The organism is Plantactinospora sp. BB1, from assembly GCF_003030385.1.
Lineage (GTDB): Bacteria > Actinomycetota > Actinomycetes > Mycobacteriales > Micromonosporaceae > Plantactinospora.
The window spans coordinates 3028606-3043945 of the sequence record NZ_CP028159.1 but is presented as its reverse complement, the minus strand read 5'-3'; the positions used below and the strand labels follow the sequence as shown (position 1 = coordinate 3043945).

15 protein-coding genes are annotated in these 15340 nt (G+C 73.3%); 2 read left to right on the top strand and 13 right to left on the bottom strand.

Annotated elements, in window-relative coordinates:
- Positions 1 to 15: 15 nt before the first annotated feature.
- From gatB to C6W10_RS13200, 9 genes are all read right to left on the bottom strand, one after another.
- Positions 16 to 1518, bottom strand: coding sequence for an Asp-tRNA(Asn)/Glu-tRNA(Gln) amidotransferase subunit GatB (gene gatB, locus C6W10_RS13240; protein WP_107258335.1), 1503 nt, complete (start codon positions 1516 to 1518; stop codon positions 16 to 18).
- Between the two features lie 125 nt (positions 1519 to 1643).
- A complete protein-coding gene (locus C6W10_RS13235; RefSeq protein ID WP_107258334.1) occupies positions 1644 to 3578 on the bottom strand; it encodes an arabinofuranosyltransferase in 1935 nt (644 codons plus the stop codon).
- 133 nt (positions 3579 to 3711) lie between these two features.
- On the bottom strand, positions 3712 to 4395 hold the full coding sequence (locus C6W10_RS13230; protein ID WP_107258333.1) for a response regulator transcription factor: 684 nt from the start codon (positions 4393 to 4395) through the stop codon (positions 3712 to 3714).
- Positions 4392 to 5660 (bottom strand): sensor histidine kinase, encoded by a 1269-nt coding sequence (locus C6W10_RS13225; RefSeq protein ID WP_234361737.1) that lies wholly within the window; start codon positions 5658 to 5660, stop codon positions 4392 to 4394. Before C6W10_RS13225 ends, C6W10_RS13230 begins: the two co-directional genes overlap by 4 nt.
- A gap of 177 nt (positions 5661 to 5837) precedes the next feature.
- Positions 5838 to 6611, bottom strand: coding sequence for a hypothetical protein (locus tag C6W10_RS13220; protein WP_107258332.1), 774 nt, complete (start codon positions 6609 to 6611; stop codon positions 5838 to 5840).
- An 8-nt stretch (positions 6612 to 6619) separates the two neighbouring features.
- Entirely contained in the window at positions 6620 to 7237 is a 618-nt protein-coding gene (locus C6W10_RS13215; RefSeq protein ID WP_107258331.1) for a hypothetical protein, read from the bottom strand.
- Between the two features lie 3 nt (positions 7238 to 7240).
- Entirely contained in the window at positions 7241 to 7570 is a 330-nt protein-coding gene (locus C6W10_RS13210; protein ID WP_159079474.1) for a YbaB/EbfC family nucleoid-associated protein, read from the bottom strand.
- A gap of 61 nt (positions 7571 to 7631) precedes the next feature.
- Positions 7632 to 8558, bottom strand: a complete 927-nt coding sequence (locus tag C6W10_RS13205) for a WXG100 family type VII secretion target (protein WP_107258329.1) — start codon at positions 8556 to 8558, stop codon at positions 7632 to 7634.
- Between the two features lie 64 nt (positions 8559 to 8622).
- A complete protein-coding gene (locus C6W10_RS13200) occupies positions 8623 to 8940 on the bottom strand; it encodes a hypothetical protein (RefSeq protein WP_107258328.1) in 318 nt (105 codons plus the stop codon).
- Positions 8941 to 9149: 209 nt separating this feature from the next.
- Between C6W10_RS13200 and C6W10_RS13195 the strand changes: the two genes are divergently transcribed.
- A complete protein-coding gene (locus C6W10_RS13195; RefSeq protein WP_234361736.1) occupies positions 9150 to 10016 on the top strand; it encodes a metallophosphoesterase in 867 nt (288 codons plus the stop codon).
- Between the two features lie 146 nt (positions 10017 to 10162).
- Positions 10163 to 11050 (top strand): alpha/beta fold hydrolase, encoded by an 888-nt coding sequence (locus C6W10_RS13190; RefSeq protein WP_107258326.1) that lies wholly within the window; start codon positions 10163 to 10165, stop codon positions 11048 to 11050.
- Between the two features lie 76 nt (positions 11051 to 11126).
- Here C6W10_RS13190 and C6W10_RS13185 read toward each other — a convergent pair whose 3' ends face one another.
- The 4 genes from C6W10_RS13185 to gatC form a co-directional block, all read right to left on the bottom strand.
- On the bottom strand, positions 11127 to 12206 hold the full coding sequence (locus C6W10_RS13185) for a serine protease (RefSeq protein WP_159104568.1): 1080 nt from the start codon (positions 12204 to 12206) through the stop codon (positions 11127 to 11129).
- 147 nt (positions 12207 to 12353) lie between these two features.
- Positions 12354 to 13097 (bottom strand): GNAT family N-acetyltransferase, encoded by a 744-nt coding sequence (locus C6W10_RS13180; protein WP_199853926.1) that lies wholly within the window; start codon positions 13095 to 13097, stop codon positions 12354 to 12356.
- Positions 13098 to 13313: 216 nt separating this feature from the next.
- Complete coding sequence (gene gatA, locus C6W10_RS13175) at positions 13314 to 14789, bottom strand: Asp-tRNA(Asn)/Glu-tRNA(Gln) amidotransferase subunit GatA (RefSeq protein WP_107263909.1); 1476 nt, start codon at positions 14787 to 14789, stop codon at positions 13314 to 13316.
- A gap of 5 nt (positions 14790 to 14794) precedes the next feature.
- A complete protein-coding gene (gene gatC / locus C6W10_RS13170) occupies positions 14795 to 15136 on the bottom strand; it encodes an Asp-tRNA(Asn)/Glu-tRNA(Gln) amidotransferase subunit GatC (RefSeq protein ID WP_101371937.1) in 342 nt (113 codons plus the stop codon).
- Between the last annotated feature and the right edge of the window lie 204 nt (positions 15137 to 15340).

The following is a 15340-nucleotide window of genomic DNA, read 5'->3' as shown; positions in this document are numbered from 1 at the left end:
GCCCTCCGGCACACCTCAGCCCTCGACGCCGAGCCGGGAGAGGATCAGCGAGCGGACGGTCTTGGCGTCCGCGCCCCGGGTGCTCTTCATGACGGCCCCGACCAGGGCACCGGCCGCGGCCACCTTGCCGTCCCGCACCTTCGCCGCGATCTCCGGGTTGGCCGCGATCGCCTCGTCCACGGCGGCGGTCAGCGCCCCGGTGTCGGAGACCACCTCCAGGCCACGGGCGGCCATGATCTCGCTCGGCGAGCCCTCGCCGGCCACCACGCCCTCCAGCACGGTACGGGCCAGCTTGTCGTTGAGCTTCCCCGCGTCGACCAGCTTCTGCAGCTCGGCGACCTGGGCCGGGGTGGCGCCGACGGCGGCCAGCTCGACGCCGGCCTCGTTGGCCCGCCGGGACAGCTCGCCGAGCCACCACTTCCGGGCACCCGCCGGGGTGGTGCCGGCGGCCACCGTCTGCTCGATCAGCTCGACCGCACCGGCGTTCAGCACCGACTGCATGTCGTGGTCGTTCAGCCCCCACTCCTGCTGCAACCGCCGCCGGTGCACCCGGGGCAGCTCCGGAAGGCCCGCCTTCAGCTCGGCGACCCAGGCCGCGTCCGGGGCCAGCGGCACCAGGTCCGGCTCGGGGAAGTAGCGGTAGTCGGTGGCGGTCTCCTTGGACCGGCCGGGCGTGGTGTCCCCGGTGTCCTCGTGGAAGTGCCGGGTCTCCTGCACGATCCGGCCGCCGGAGTCGAGTACGGCCGCCTGGCGCAGCATCTCCGAGCGGACCGCCCGCTCGACCGAACGCAGCGAGTTGACGTTCTTGGTCTCGGTCCGGGTGCCCCACTCGGCGGAGCCGGCCGGCGAGAGCGACGTGTTCACGTCACAGCGCAGCGAGCCCTCCTCCATCCGGACGTCGGAGACGCCGAGCGAGCGGATCACGTCCCGCAACTCGGTGACGTACGCCCGGGCCACGATCGGAGCCTTGGCGCCGGTACCCGGGATCGGCTTGGTGACGATCTCGACCAGCGGAATCCCGGCCCGGTTGTAGTCGACCAGCGACTCGGTCGCGCCGTGGATCCGCCCGGTGGCGCCACCGACGTGCAGCGTCTTGCCGGTGTCCTCCTCCAGGTGCACCCGCTCGATGCCGATCCGGACCATCTCCCCGTCGACCTCGACGTCGAGCCAGCCGTCCACGCAGAGCGGCTCGTCGTACTGGCTGATCTGGTAGTTCTTCGGCATGTCCGGGTAGAAGTAGTTCTTCCGGGCGAACCGGCTCCACGGCGCGATCGAGCAGTTCAACGCGAGACCGATCCGGATGGTCGCCTCGATCGCGGCCCGGTTAGCCACCGGCAGCGAGCCGGGCAGCCCGAGGCAGACCGGGCAGACCCGGGTGTTCGGCTCGCCGCCGAAGTCGGTCGGGCAGCCGCAGAACATCTTGGTCTTCGTGCCCAGCTCGACGTGGGTCTCCAGGCCGATCACCGGGGCGTAGCGCTCGACGACGTCGTCGTACGAGGGCAGGACGGTCGTGCTCATCAAGACTCCAGCTCTCGGGCGGCAGCCGGCCCCCCGGCGGCATCCGGACAGAACCCTGCAAGCCTAATCGTTGCCCCGACCCGGGCTCGCCCGGGTTTCACCGCCGACTCCGCCGACCGGCCCGATCAGGGCCGGCGCACCGCCACCAGGTACCCGTCGATCGTGGTGCTGGCGAAGTGCTCCGCTCCGACCAGCCGGACCGGTATCCGGACCGTCCGGCTCTTCGTGCCGAACGGGAAGGCGTCGTCGGAGCTGTGGAAGATCAGATTGTCCTTCTCGACGCGCAGCACCAGGACGTCGATCCGGTCGTACGGGTTGTCGGCCGTCCGGTCGGCGAACTCGGCCGGGCTGCCCGCCCGGGCCACCTCGTCCAGGAAGTCGAGCCGGTCGTGGTAGCGGGCGGTCGGGTGGGAGTAGTTCGCGGTCCACTGCACGAACCCGTAGTACGGGTAGAAGGCGAAGAGGTTCGCCCGGTCCGAGAGCACGACCGGGTGCCCGGAGCCCCGGTACCGCTCGGAGATCACCGCGTGCACCGCCTCCGCCGCCGGCAGTTTCGGCTTCGCCTCCTCGTCGTGGAAGCCGGGCAGCCGGCCGTCCGGGAACGTCTCGTTGTGCGCGACCCTGATCCGGTCGTCGTCGACCACGGTGCTGACGAACCGGTCCGTGGCGAAGACCGCGAGCAGCACCCCGCCGAGCGCCACCACCCGCCAGAGCTGCCCGGCGGAGACGGTCGCGGCCGGCAGCCGGTCCACGGCGTACCGGGTCAGCCGGACCAGCCCCATCGCCGCCCCGGCCAGCAGTACCACTGGGACCACGGCCTTCATCCGGAACGACATCAGCGGCATGTCGACGGCGGCGAAGAGCCAGCCCAGCGCGTGCCAGACATAGAGCGAGACGAGGACGATCAGCAGCGACCGGGACAGCGCCTCCCGGAGCGTCACCACCAGGAAGCCGAGGCCGAAGAGGCAGAGCGCACCGAGCACCGAGGGCGAAAGCATCGGCAGGGCCAGGTCGCCGGAGTTCAGGGTGATCCACCGGTTGTTCAGCGACTCGAACCGGGCGGCGGTGAGGAAGTTCCAGGCCAGCGGCGCCCAGTACGGCGCGGCACCGGCCGCCGCGATGCCCAGCACCCCGAGGCCCCGCCCGACGACCCGCCAACTGAACTCGGCACGCCACCGCTGCACCGCCAGGAACAGGGCGAAGACAAGGACGAAGAGGAAGAAATAGTAGTAGTAGACGCAGAACAGCACCGCGCCGATCAGGCCGAGCAGGACCGGGTGCCGGGGCCGCAACCCCGGCCGGGTGAGCCCGTGAACCGCCTCCAGCCACCACGGCACGATCGCGACCAGCACCAGCCAGCCGTACGACTCGTACAGCTCGGGGGCGATCAGCGGCACCGCCGAGATGAGCGCCGCGACCCGCAGCGGCACCAGGCGGCGCCAGCACAGGTACGAGATGAGCGGGGTCAGGAAGCCCACCGCGACCAGGCCGTACTTGAGCATCTTCCACGGCGCCACCCCGGCCAGGTCGGCGGCCCGGCCGAGCAGCCAGAAGAAGCCCGGCGCGTAGTAGGCGGGCAGGTCCCGGTAGGTGTAGTCGGCGAGCCGCCACGAGTCGGCGAACCGGGTGACGATGGCGGTCCGGAACGTCTGGTCGCCCTGTAGGCCGTTGGCGTCGAACGGGGTGCCGTGCAGCGCGGTGAGCAGCGTCAGCGCGGCGAGGCCGCCGAAGAGCGCCGGCAGCAGGTCGGCATCCCAGGTCCGGCCCCGGCGCCGGGCCCACCAGACGGCGAGCACGGCGAGGGTGGCGACGACCAGCGCGGCGGTGTGCAGGCCGTACTCGGTACGCCCGGACCGGGGACTGACCCCGGCCCGCACCGCCAGGGCGTGGATCGCCAGCACCACCAGTCCGACGGCACCGGCGAAGAGCAGCGGGCGGAGCGCCGACAGGCCGCGCCGGACGAGGGTGCCGGCCCGGCCCGCTCCGGACGGCTCCGGTTCTGTCGTCGGTCGCTCCGGTGCGCGGACACGCTGATCCTGATCGGCAACCCCGTGTTCCACGTATCCCCGCTCGTCTCCTCTGAGGACAGAACCGGGTGCAGGCTAGCCGAATCCGGACCGGGTACCGCTCGGCCGTTCCACCGATCCCCGTCGATCGAACGGCCGCCTCCGGTCCGCCCTCCGGCCGCCGGGCTCAGCCCGACGGCTCGGCCGCGCTGCCGGGTCGGACCAGGCCGGTCTCGTACGCCACGATCACCAACTGGACCCGGTCCCGGACGCCGAGCTTGGCGATCGCCCGGGTGATGTGGGTCTTGGCGGTCAGCGGGCTGATGAAGAGGCGCCCGGCGATCTGCTCGTTGGAGAGCCCGGTGGCGACCAGCCGGAGCACCTCGCGCTCCCGTTCGGTGAGCACCGACAGCCGCGCCTCGGTGTCGGTGGCCGCCACCGGCCGGTGCGCGAACTGTTCGATGACCCGGCGGGTGACGCTCGGCGAGAGCAGCGCCTCGCCGGCCGCGACGATCCCGACCGCCTGGCGGAGCTGGGCCGGCTCGATCTCCTTGGTGAGGAATCCGCTGGCGCCGGCCCGCAGGGCGGCGAAGACGTACTCGTCGGTCTCGAAGGTGGTCAGGATGATGACCCGGCAGCCGGACATCGCCGGGTCGGTCACGATCCGCTCGGTGGCGGCGAGGCCGTCCAGCCCCGGCATCCGGATGTCCATCAGCACCACGTCCGGGCGCAGGGTACGGGCCAGCCGCACCGCCTCGTCGCCGCTGCCCGCCTCGCCGACCACCTCGATCTCCCGGCCCCGGCGCAGCAGGCTGCGGAATCCGGCCCGCACCAGGGCCTGGTCGTCGGCGAGCAGCACCCTGATCGTCACGGCCGGAAGCCTGCCACCGGGATCGTCGCGCGGACCGCGTACCCGCCGCCGTCGGCCGCTCCGGCGGTGAAGGTACCGCCGAGGGCGGCGACCCGCTCCCGCATTCCGTTGATGCCGTGTCCCGGCACCGCCGCCGGGCCGGGGCCGTTGCCGTCGTCGCGCACCTCGAGTCGTACCGAATCGGTGGTGATCGCCAACCGGACGGTGGCCCGTCGCGCGCCCGCGTGCTGCACCGTGTTGGTCAGGGCCTCCTGGATCACCCGGTAGCAGGCCAGCGCGACCGGCGCGGCGACCGTACCGGGATCGCCGGTGACGTCGACGGCGACCTCCAGGCCGCTGGCCCGGGTCCGGGCGGTGAGTTCGGCCAGGCCGTCCAGGTCGGCCTGCGGGGCCGGGACGGCGTCCGCGTCCGGCCGGTCGCCCGGCGCCCGCAGCACGTCGATCAGCGACCGCAGGTCGGTCACCGCCCTGGCCCGGACCTCCTGGGCGGTACGCAGCGCGGCCCGCGCCTCGTCGGTGGAGTCGTCCAGCGCCTCGTCCACCACCCGCAACTGCACCCCCACCACGGTCAGGGTGTGCGCCACCACGTCGTGCAGCTCGCGGGCGATCTGCAACCGCTCCTCCGCGGCCCGGCGATCCGCCTCCAGCCGCCGCTCCTGCTCGGCGTGCGCCAGTCCGGCGGCGAGTTCGGCGCGCCAGCGCAGCCAGTTCCGGAACGCCACCGCGACCGCGATGGTCAGGGCCAGGCCGAGCGCCTCCCCGCCGACCTCGCCGATCGCCCGCTGCACCGCCTGACCCTCGACCGTCCACTGCCAGTTGACCGCGAAGGTCAGTTGGAACAGCCCGGCCCCGACCGCCCAGCGCAGCCCGTGCCGCCGGGGCGTGTCGTCGGCGGCCAGCACGAAGAAGATCACCGACGCCGGCCAGACCCAGCCGGCACCGGTCAGCTCGGCGATCCGGAATCCGCTGACGGCCGCCAGGCTGGCCAGCAGGGCCGCCACCGGCCAGCGGCGGCGCAGCAGCAGGAAGAGCGCCAGCCAGCCGGCCAGCGGCAGGGTGCCCTCGTAGGTGATCGGCGCACCGGCGACGGCGGTGCCGACCGGTACCCCGACCAGGGTCAGGGCGACCAGGCCCAGGGTGTTCCAGACCGGCCGTCGCCGCATGGCGGGGCCGCCGGCCGGGTCCTCGTCCCGGGCCGGCACCCGCTGGTCGTCTCCGACCACCGATCCGCCCGGGTCCGGTGGTCGCGGCAGCGTCGTCGTCATCCTGGCCTCCTCCTTCGGCAAGCCTGCCTCACACCGCGTGAGGTCGGCGACACCGACGCTAGGCGGCAGGGGCCGGCGGCGCGTCAGCCCAGGGCCGACACCTGCGGCTGCCCGCCTGGAGCACCACGTACACCGGACGGAGTACCGGCGCCCGGGCGCGGTCGCGTCCGGGTGTGCTCAGGACTGGTCGCCGGCACCGAGCAGGACGGCGACGAGGAGCACGCAGAGCAGCGCGACCGGCAGGCCCCAGCGGACCAGCCGGGTACGCCGGTCCGGGCGCCCCGCCGCGGCTCCCGGGGTCGCCCCGGTTGGCGGGCCGGCGGAGAGCCGCCCGGAGGCGAGCGGCCACCAGGCGGCCACCAGCAGCAGTACGCCGGCGCCGAGCGGCAGCCAGCCGGGGAGCCGTACCGCCACCTGCTGCCAGACCAGCACCGGTACCGTCGTGCAGGCGATCGCGGCGGCCCCGACCAGGCCGAACCGCCAGTCCGGAGCCGGCCGGTACGCCCGCCCGGGCCGGAACAGCAGCGCGACGGCGAGGACCATCCCGGCCACCCCGGCGAGGGCCGAGACGAACTGGCCGACGGTGAGTTCGGCGGTTCCGTACCCGATCACCGCCTCCACCCCGGCGAGCAGTGCCATCACCCCGACCAGGGTGCTGGCGGCGACGAAGCCGCCCAGCCAGGGTGAGCGCCGGTGCGGGGCCGGTCCCGCCGAGCGGAGCCCGTGCGCGAGTGCCGCGGCATACTCGGCCGGCTCGCCGAACGCCTCAACCGGATCCGCCGCCGCCTCGGCCGGATCCGCGGTTGCCTCGGCCGGATCCGCGCCCGGCTCGGCGCAGTACGCGTCGACCTCGGCCAGCGCCGCGCGGATCTCCGCGCCGGGTACCCCGCGCCGCCGCGCCTCGGCCGCGAACGCCGTACGCCAGTCGTCCGGCGCGGAACTCCCGGGCATGGTCGGGCTCAGCCGGCCAGGGCGTCGCGCAGCTCGCCGGCCCGCTGCCGGCCCATGCAGAGCGGGCCGGTCAGCTCCAGCCAGGAGCCGTCCCGGAAGGTGACCCGGAGCCGGGCGCCGTGCAGCCGGTGCCGGCGTCGGCGCGCGCCGCTCACCTCGGCCCGGGGCACCGACCAGAGGGGCTTCAGTCTCGCCGCCGCCACCGGCGGGGTCGGCTCGCCGAACGGCCGTATCTCGGTGGAGGGGGCGACCGAGAAGACCACCAGCCGCCGGTCGGTGACCACGGCCAGCAGCTTGGCGTCGGTCGGCACGGCCCGGACGTAGCCGGCGGCGACCGAGTCGAGCCGGCCCCGTGCGGCGCGGCCGAAGAAGAGCCGGATCAGCCAGTCGGTCGGACCCCCGCCGCCGATGTTGTCGATCGCCTCAAGCCCGCTGAGCGCCACGTTGGCCAGCCCCATGCCGGCCACCGCGGCACCGTCGCCCGGGGTCGGCTCCGGCGGTCGGGGCGGCGGGTCCGGCGCCAGCCCGTGCGGACGCTTCGCCTCGCTGAGCGCCAGGACCGCCTCGCCCGGTTCGAGCCTGCTGGTGACCGCGTCCGTGTAGAGGTGGCGGTAGTCGGTGGGCACGGCTCAGCCCAGCGGGTAGTCGTCGGCGGCGTTGCCCAGCACCTCCCGCATGGAGTCCTGCAACCGCCGGGTCGCCTCCCGCTGCGCCCGCCGGATCGTGCCGGTGATCTCCGCGCCGAGCTGGTCCGGGCTGTACCGCATGCCCCGGGAGGTGATGTCGACCCGGTCGACCCGGCCGCCGTGGTCGACCGCCACCCGTACGGCACCGCTCTCGCTCTCCAGCTCGACCGGCTGCGCCTGTAGCTCCTCGATCCGCCGGCTCATCTGGGATTGCAGCCCGTCCAGGCTGTTCGCGAGCTGCTCCAGCCGATCCAGCGCGGGGTATTCCGCCACGTCGTCCTCTCCTGCCCTCGTCCGCTTCGGTGCGTCGGTGACCGGTCCGCCCACCGGCCGGTCAGCCCACCGAGTCGATCAGATTCTGCACGCTCTTGGTGTACGGGCCGATGTCCTCCCGGTAGGTGCCGTCGGTCGCGTAGTTGCGGTCCTTCTGCCCGTCCGAGATGTCGTGCATGCCGACGGCGGTGTCCAGCACCGCACCGCCCTTGCCGCTCAGGTTGACCGGCGAGACCTGGTTGAAGACGAAGCGGGGTACGCCGACCTTGAGACTGTGCTCCGCCAGGATCGCCCGCCCCTGCGCGGTACGGCCCTGCTGCTTCCAGATGGCGTATTCCTTCTTCAGCTTGCGCAGCTCCATCACCCGCTTGCGGTACTGGGTCAGCAGCGTCTTGACGTCGTCCAGCTTGGTGGCGAGCTTCTGGAGGATCCGGACCAGCTTGCTGACGATCCGGGCGCCCCGGCCCAGCGTCATCGCCAGCCGGGCCAGCCAGCGTACGACGAAGGCGGCGATCGAGGCGCCGAAGCTGAGGAACGCCGCCGCGGCGGCGATGATCGCCTCGATCAGGAAGGCGGTCAGGAACTCGAAGATCAGCTCGCAGAGCAGGTTGAACGCGTCGACGGCCGCGTTCGCCGCCTCGACGAGTACCTCCTTGGCCGCGTTCAGGCCCTCGGCGAGCTGCCGGATGGTCTGCTCGACGTTGGTCAGCCCGGTCTGGAACGCCTCCTGTGCGCTGCCGCCCCAGGCCGGCGGCTGGAGCTGGGCCCGGTCGGTCTGCTGCTGGGCGGCGATCGCGAGCACGTCGTTCGACGCGGCGAGGCAGCGTTCCGCGCCCCGCATCAGGTCGTCGGGATCGCCGGCCACCTGTTCGAGGAGCTGCTCGAACGGTGACAACACCGTCCGGGTGAAGCCCTGGAGCGGCTCCGGTACGGAGCCGACGAACTGCTCGAAATAGGTCTTGCTGCGTTCGAGCGCGACGGTGGACACTGCGCCCTCCCCCTTCGTGGTCTTCGGTGTGCCGCGCCGGTCGGGTCGTCGCGGCGGTGCCTGGTCAGCCGCCGAACCGGGCCTGCGCGGCGGCGTCGCTGTTCACATACGAGTCCCGCTCGGCGGTGACCGCGTCGGCGATCACCTCCATCACCTCGGACCCGTCCGCCAGGGCCTGGAGGCACTCGTCGAGGCACGACTCGTACTGCTCGTAGAGGGTGAACGAGGCGGGCATGATGCCAAAGGAGGAGCGCCCGACGGCGCCGTCCCGGAGCCGGCCACGGATCTCGTCGAAGTCGTCCGCGCGGGCGTAGCTGGTCTTGGAGAAGCTCTCCAGCGCTGTCGGGTCTACCGTGAACCCGTCACCTGAACCGCCAGTCATGACAAGGCACCCTAATAGATCACTTCGGTGTCATCGGCCCGGCTGGGGCGGATCGGAGCAACAATTTGGACCGGCCCGGTCGACCGGTACGCCCCGGCGTCGAGCCGGCACCCGGCGTGGTCGAATCCGGCGGGACCGGGCCGAAGCACCGTCCATAGTCGACGAACGGGGCGGCCGGATGATCCGTCGCCGAGCTACCCTCGCCGACAGTGGGTTCGTCCGACCGGGGAGCGGCGATGGTCCGGATAGCGCTGATCGGTGACGTCGGTGGCCACGCCGACCAGTTGCGCGACGCCCTGCGGGCGCTCGGCGCGGACGACGACCGGCCGGGCCTGCCCGACGACGTCACGGTGGTGCAGGTCGGCGATCTCGTCGACCGGGGCCCGCACAGCGGCGCGGTGCTGGAGATCGTCCGCTGGTATCTCGACCACCAGCCGGAGCGGTGGATCCAGCTCGCCGGCAACCACGAGGCGCAGTACCTGCCCGGCGGGACGCCGTTCTGGCCGGACCGGCTCGCCGACGCCGACGCCGAGCTGCTCCGCTCCTGGTGGGCGGAGGGCCGGCTGCGGGTGGCCGTCGCGATCCGCACCGCCGACGGCGAGGACCTGCTGGCCTGCCACGCCGGGTTGACGGTCGGCGCCTGGCGGGAGCTGGGCGAGCCGCCGGGCGCCGCGCTCGCGGCCCGGCTGCTGAACGAGCGCCCGACGCCCCTGATCTTCCGGGGCGGGGAGTTCGGGGTGGACCGGGCGGCCGGGCCGTTCTGGGCCGAGGCGGGCTGGGAGCTGCACGAGCCGTGGCTGGCGTACTACGGCGGCGGCGGGTTCGTGCCCTTCGGCCAGGTGCACGGGCACTCCCAGGTCGTACGCTTCGCCGACGGCACCTGGCGGTGCCCCGGCCGGGTACGCCAGCGCGCCACCGCCGACTGGGCCGCCCGGCACGTCCGGGTGCGCATCGGCGGCCGGACGTTCACCGGGATCGATCCGAAGCACGGGCGTACCGGCGCGCCCGGCTGGCAGCCGCTGCTGCTCGACGGCGCCCGGCTCCTCACCGGCCAGGAACTCCCCGAGGGCGGGTGACCGGGCACCCCCACCGCCGCTCGGATCTCCGGCCCCACCCGGCCGGCCCGGACACCTCCGCCGCTGTCGATACCCGCCCGGAGAAGACCGGGATTGGGGAGTATGAGCGAAAGAGGCGAATCTGCCGGGACGATCGCGGGGGAACGATGAGCGGCGCGGTACACCACCGGAACACCACGGTCGACGGCCTGGACGTCTTCTACCGCGAGGCCGGCCCGCCGGACGCGCCGCCGCTGGTCCTGCTGCACGGCTTCCCGACCAGCTCGCACATGTTCCGGAACCTGATCCCGGCGCTGGCCGACGACTACCACGTGGTGGCGCCGGACCACATCGGCTTCGGCTACTCCGCGGTCCCGTCCCTGGGCGACTTCCCGTACACCTTCGACGCGCTCACCGACGTCACCATGGGGCTGTTGAACCAGCTCGACATCCGCCGGTACGCCGTCTACATGCAGGACTACGGCGCGCCGATCGCCCTGCGGCTGCTGCTGCGCCGGCCGGAGAGCATCTCGGCGATCGTCACCCAGAGCGGGAACGCCTACCGGGAGGGATTCGTCGAGAAGTTCTGGAAGCCGCTCTTCGGGTACGCGAAGGATCCCGGACCGGAGAACGAGGCCGCCGCCCGGCTGGCCTTCACCGAGCAGGAGGTCCGGGCCCAGTACGAGACCGGGGTGCCGGACGTCAGCCTGGTCAGCCCGGACGCCTGGCACCACGCGATGGAGGTGCTCGGCCGGCCGGGCAACCACGACAACCAACTCCAGCTCTTCCGGGACTACCAGACGAACCTCGACCTCTATCCCCGGGCCCAGGAGTGCTTCCGGCAGACCCGGGTACCGCTGCTCGCGGTCTGGGGCGCCAACGATCCGATCTTCGGCCCGGAGGGTGCCCGCGCCTTCCAGCGGGACCTGCCGGACGCCGAGATCCACCTCCTCGACACCGGCCACTTCGCGCTGGAGACGCACGTCGACGAGATCGCCGGCCACATCCGGGAGTTCCTCGGCCGGACCCAGCGGCAGCCGATGCCGGCCCGATGACGTCGGCGGCGCCCGGGGCGGCCGGCCCAGCGGCCCACCCCGGACGGCACCGCAACCGCGGCGACCTGTCGAACGGTCAGAGGTTCCTGGTCTGGTTGTAGAGGTTCAGCGCGGTGTTGTCGAAGAACGGCGAGATCATGATCGTCGGGTTCACGATCCGGTCGATCCGGCTGTTGACGCCGTACAGGAAGCCGAAGTTGCCGTCCCAGTTGAGCAGCCAGCCGCCGCCGCTGGAGCCCCGGGTCATGTCGCAGGGGATCCGGATGGTCTGGGTGGCACCGGCCGACTCCGGCTGCGAGTTGCCGGAGCAGCGCAGCAGGTTCCCGCCGTCGAAGGGCGCCTCCTGCGGATAGCCGAAGGCGTTGATCGGGACGTTCAGGCCCCGGTTGACGTCCAGGCCCTGGCCGCCGAGCCGGGCGACGATGTGCTGCCCGTTCAGGGTGTTCATGATCGCCACCGCCATGTCCTCGGCAAAGTTCGAGCTGGCGGTCCAGCCCGGCGCCGGGACGAGCCGGGACGCCGTCCAGGTGCCGAACGGCCGGGGATTGGCGAGGTCGTCGTCGAAGGCGGGCACGAAGGCCCAGTTGGTGGCCAGCGCGCCGCCCGGACCACCCGGGTGGGTGCAGTGCCCGGCGGTCCAGACCGTGTCCTGGCCCTCGGAGTTGACCACCGTTCCGGAGCAGACGAAGTTGCCGGTGGGCAGGGTGAAGAAGACCTTGCCACTGGTCCGCGCCGTCGGGTGGTTGGAGGCGAAGTTCGGGTTGAGTGCCGCCGGCACCGGACCGCGCTCCGGGGTACCCAGCTCACCGGCGGCCGGCGGGATCGTCAGCCGGGCGCCCCGGTCGACCGCCTGCCGGTTCGCCTGTCCACTGTCGACGTACCGCTTGACCGCCTGCCGGTAGGCGGGTGACTCCTCGACGGGCTGCGCCGCCCGCATCCGCTCCGGCGTCCAGTACGCCTCGATCGCCTGGTGCTCGCTGGCCCCCGGCCCGTACGCGGCCCGGCCAGCCGCCCACGCCTCGGCGGTGGCACCCGGGTCCAGGCCGGGTCCGGGTGCGGCACCCGCCGGCTGGCTCAGCGCCAGGGCCGGCGCCGCCAGCACCAGGGCGACCGCCGCTGATGTTGCCCAGTTGGCCCTCTTGGGTAGGACTCTCATGGACTGGCTCCTCCTCGGTAGGCATCTGCGCCGAACCCCCGCCGGCGCCGCTACTGAGCCGAGAGTCATCGATGTCCGACGGTGCCGCCGGGCATCCTGGACCCGGTTGGACAGGACTGGACAGCGGGGCGCTCCCGGACCGACCGGTCAGCCGCGCGGATGCCCCGGCGGCCGCGCCCCGGCCCGGACCTCCGGGCGGTACGCCCCGGAGACGTCGGAGCGGACGTCCCAGCCGAGGGCGCGGTAGAGGGCGCGGCCGTCGTCGGTGGCGACCAGGATTCCGGTACGCAGCCCGCCGGCCGCCGCCCGCGCGGCGAGGGTACGCATGACGACGCTGCCCAGCCCCCGCCGCCGGTGTGCCGGCTCGGTCTCGACCTGGTCGACGATGCCGAACTCCCCGGCGGGGGCGAGCCGCCCCGACGCGGCCCTGCCGCCGACGCTGTCGTGCACCGTCGCGACGACCACCCCGGTGCCGGGCTCGGTGTGCACCCGGACCGTGTAGCCGGCGGGCGGCGCGACCGGCTCCGCGCGGAACCGCACGCTCATCAGGTGTCCGGCGATGTCCATCGTCCACCCGTCGGGCAGCGCGGCCCGGAACCCGGCCGGATCTCCACTCACCTTGATCCAGTTGCCGGGGGCGGTCAGCTCCCGACCGAGCCGGCCGAGCAGCTCGGCGTCGTAGGTGTGCAGCACGTGGCGTACCCGATGGCCCGGCAGCCCGACGTCGACCCGGAAGCCGCCGGGGACCTCGACCGGCGCGGGCGTCCCCCGGGAAACCGCCCAGCCGCGCCCCCAGGCCATGATCAGCTCAGGGACGGCGGGGTCGACCGGGAACTCGACGGTGGAGCTGGTGTCGGCGCTGCGGGCAGAGCCGGTGAAGCCGTGCGGCATGGGTGTCCCCCCGGTTGCGGGATGGCCGGTGCACCGACCTTATTGCACACTCTTGGCAATAAGGTCGGAGTGTGACCGGCCTTGCTCCCGCCGGGCCGAGACCGCGCTGCGCCCGCCCTGCATCCCGGCTGCGTCCGGCGCCCACACCGCCGGCGGATGCGCACCTTCCGGTACCACCGCCGGCGGGGACGGTCCCCGACGGAATGTGACCCCGGCTCAGAGCTCCGGCGGGGTGAGCGTGCCGATCACCGACTCCAGCGCGGCGCCGACCCGGTACATCCGGTCGTCCGCCATCGTCGGCGCCATGATCTGCAAGCCCACCGGCAGCCCCTCCGACAGCCCGCACGGTACCGAGATGCCAGGCCCGCCGTAGAGGTTGGTCGGGATGGTGAAGAGGTCCGCCAGGTACATCTGGTAGGGATCCGCCGTCCGCGAGCCGAACGGGAACGCCACGAACGGCGTCGTCGGCGAGATCAGCACGTCGGCCTGCTCGAACGCGGCGGTGAAGTCGCGGGTGATCAGGGTACGCACCTTCTGCGCCTGCCCGTAGTAGGCGTCGTAGTAGCCGGACGAGAGCGCGTACGTGCCGAGCATGATCCGCCGCTTGACCTCGGGGCCGAAGCCGGCGTCCCGGGTCAGCGACATCACCTCCTCCAGCGAGTGCACGCCGTCGTCGCCGACCCGCAGCCCGAACCGCACCCCGTCGAACCGGGCCAGGTTCGAGGAGCACTCGCTCGGCGCGATCAGGTAGTAGGCCGGCAGCGCGTACTGGAAGTGCGGGCAGGAGACCTCGACGACCTCGGCACCGAGCTTGGTCAGCGCGTCGACGGCGTCCCGGAATGCGGCCGTCACCCCCGGCTCGGCACCCTCGCCGGAGAACTCGGTGACCAGGCCCAGCCGGACCCCGGTCAGGTCACCGGAGGCGCCGGCCCGGGCGGCGGCGACCACGTCCGGCACCGGCGCCGGGATCGAGGTGGAGTCGCGCGGGTCGTGCCCGCCGATCACCTCGTGCAGCAGCGCCGCGTCCAGCACCGTACGCGCACACGGGCCGGGGGTGTCCAGCGACGAGGAGAAGGCGACCAGGCCGTATCGCGAGGTGCCGCCGTAGGTCGGCTTCGCCCCGACGGTGCCGGTCACCGCACCCGGCTGCCGGATCGAGCCGCCGGTGTCGGAGCCGATCGCCAGCGGCGCCTCGTACGCGGCCAGCGCGGCCGAGCTGCCGCCGCCGGAGCCGCCCGGGATCCGCCCCAGGTCCCACGGGTTCCCCGTCGGCCCGTACGCCGAGTATTCCGTCGACGAGCCCATCGCGAACTCGTCCATGTTGGTCTTGCCCAGCATCACCGTGCCGGCCTCGCGCAGCCGGCGCACGATCGTCGAGTCGTACGGCGGCCGCCAGCCCTGGAGGATCTTGGACCCGACGGTCGTCGGCACGCCCTTGGTGGTGAGTACGTCCTTGACCGCCACCGGCACCCCGGCCAGCGGGCCCAGCTTCTCCCCGGCGGCCCGCTTCGCGTCGACCGCGCGGGCCGCCTCCAGCGCACCGTCGGTGTCGACGTGCAGGAAGGCGTGCACCCGGTCGTCGACCGCGGCGATCCGGTCCAGGTGCGCCTGGGTCACCTCGACCGCGGACGCCTCGCCACCGGCGATGAGGGCCGCGATCTCGGTCGCGGTCATCCTGGTCACGTCAGCCATGGTGGTCACGCGTTCCCTTCCGCCGGGCCCTCACCACGGGGGCTGGGCGGCTCGTCCTCGTCCAGGATGCGCGGCACCCGGAACCGGTCCTCCTCGCTGTCCGGCGCCCCGGAGAGCGCCTCCGCCCGGGTCAGGCCGGGCACCACCACGTCGTCGCGCAGCACGTTGGTCAGCGGCACGGAGTGCGAGGTGGGCGGGATGTCCGCGGCGGCCACCTCGCCGACCCGCGCGACGGCCTGGAGGATCACGTCGAGCTGGCCGGCGAAGGTGTCCAGCTCCTCCTCGGTGACGGCGAGCCGCGACAGTCGCGCCAGGTGCGCGACCTCCTCGCGGGAGATGGCGGACATCGGTGCCCCCTTCATGCCTTGACGTCTACGCGGCTTCCGCCGTCGACTTTCCCGGCGCAGCGTGGCACGCGCGCCGCGACCCCAGCGAGTCTATTTGGCACCCCGAGCGTCGCCGCCCCCGACTCCCCCGGGCCCCGGGCCGTCCCCGGGCGCCTCCGACTTCCCCGGCCCCGGCCGTCCCCGGCGGCACCCTGCGGCCGCCGG

Bases quoted from the DNA above. Each gene is read 5' to 3' on its own strand.
- gatC (WP_101371937.1), bottom strand. From the start codon at position 15,136: ATGTCCGCCATCTCCCGCGAGGAGGTCGCGCACCTGGCGCGACTGTCG.
- gatB (WP_107258335.1), bottom strand. From the start codon at position 1,518: ATGAGCACGACCGTCCTGCCCTCGTACGACGACGTCGTCGAGCGCTAC.
- C6W10_RS13220 (WP_107258332.1), bottom strand. From the start codon at position 6,611: ATGCCCGGGAGTTCCGCGCCGGACGACTGGCGTACGGCGTTCGCGGCC.
- C6W10_RS13180 (WP_199853926.1), bottom strand. From the start codon at position 13,097: ATGCCGCACGGCTTCACCGGCTCTGCCCGCAGCGCCGACACCAGCTCC.
- C6W10_RS13185 (WP_159104568.1), bottom strand. From the start codon at position 12,206: ATGAGAGTCCTACCCAAGAGGGCCAACTGGGCAACATCAGCGGCGGTC.
- C6W10_RS13190 (WP_107258326.1), top strand. From the start codon at position 10,163: ATGAGCGGCGCGGTACACCACCGGAACACCACGGTCGACGGCCTGGAC.
- C6W10_RS13200 (WP_107258328.1), bottom strand. From the start codon at position 8,940: ATGACTGGCGGTTCAGGTGACGGGTTCACGGTAGACCCGACAGCGCTG.
- gatA (WP_107263909.1), bottom strand. From the start codon at position 14,789: ATGGCTGACGTGACCAGGATGACCGCGACCGAGATCGCGGCCCTCATC.
- C6W10_RS13225 (WP_234361737.1), bottom strand. From the start codon at position 5,660: ATGACGACGACGCTGCCGCGACCACCGGACCCGGGCGGATCGGTGGTC.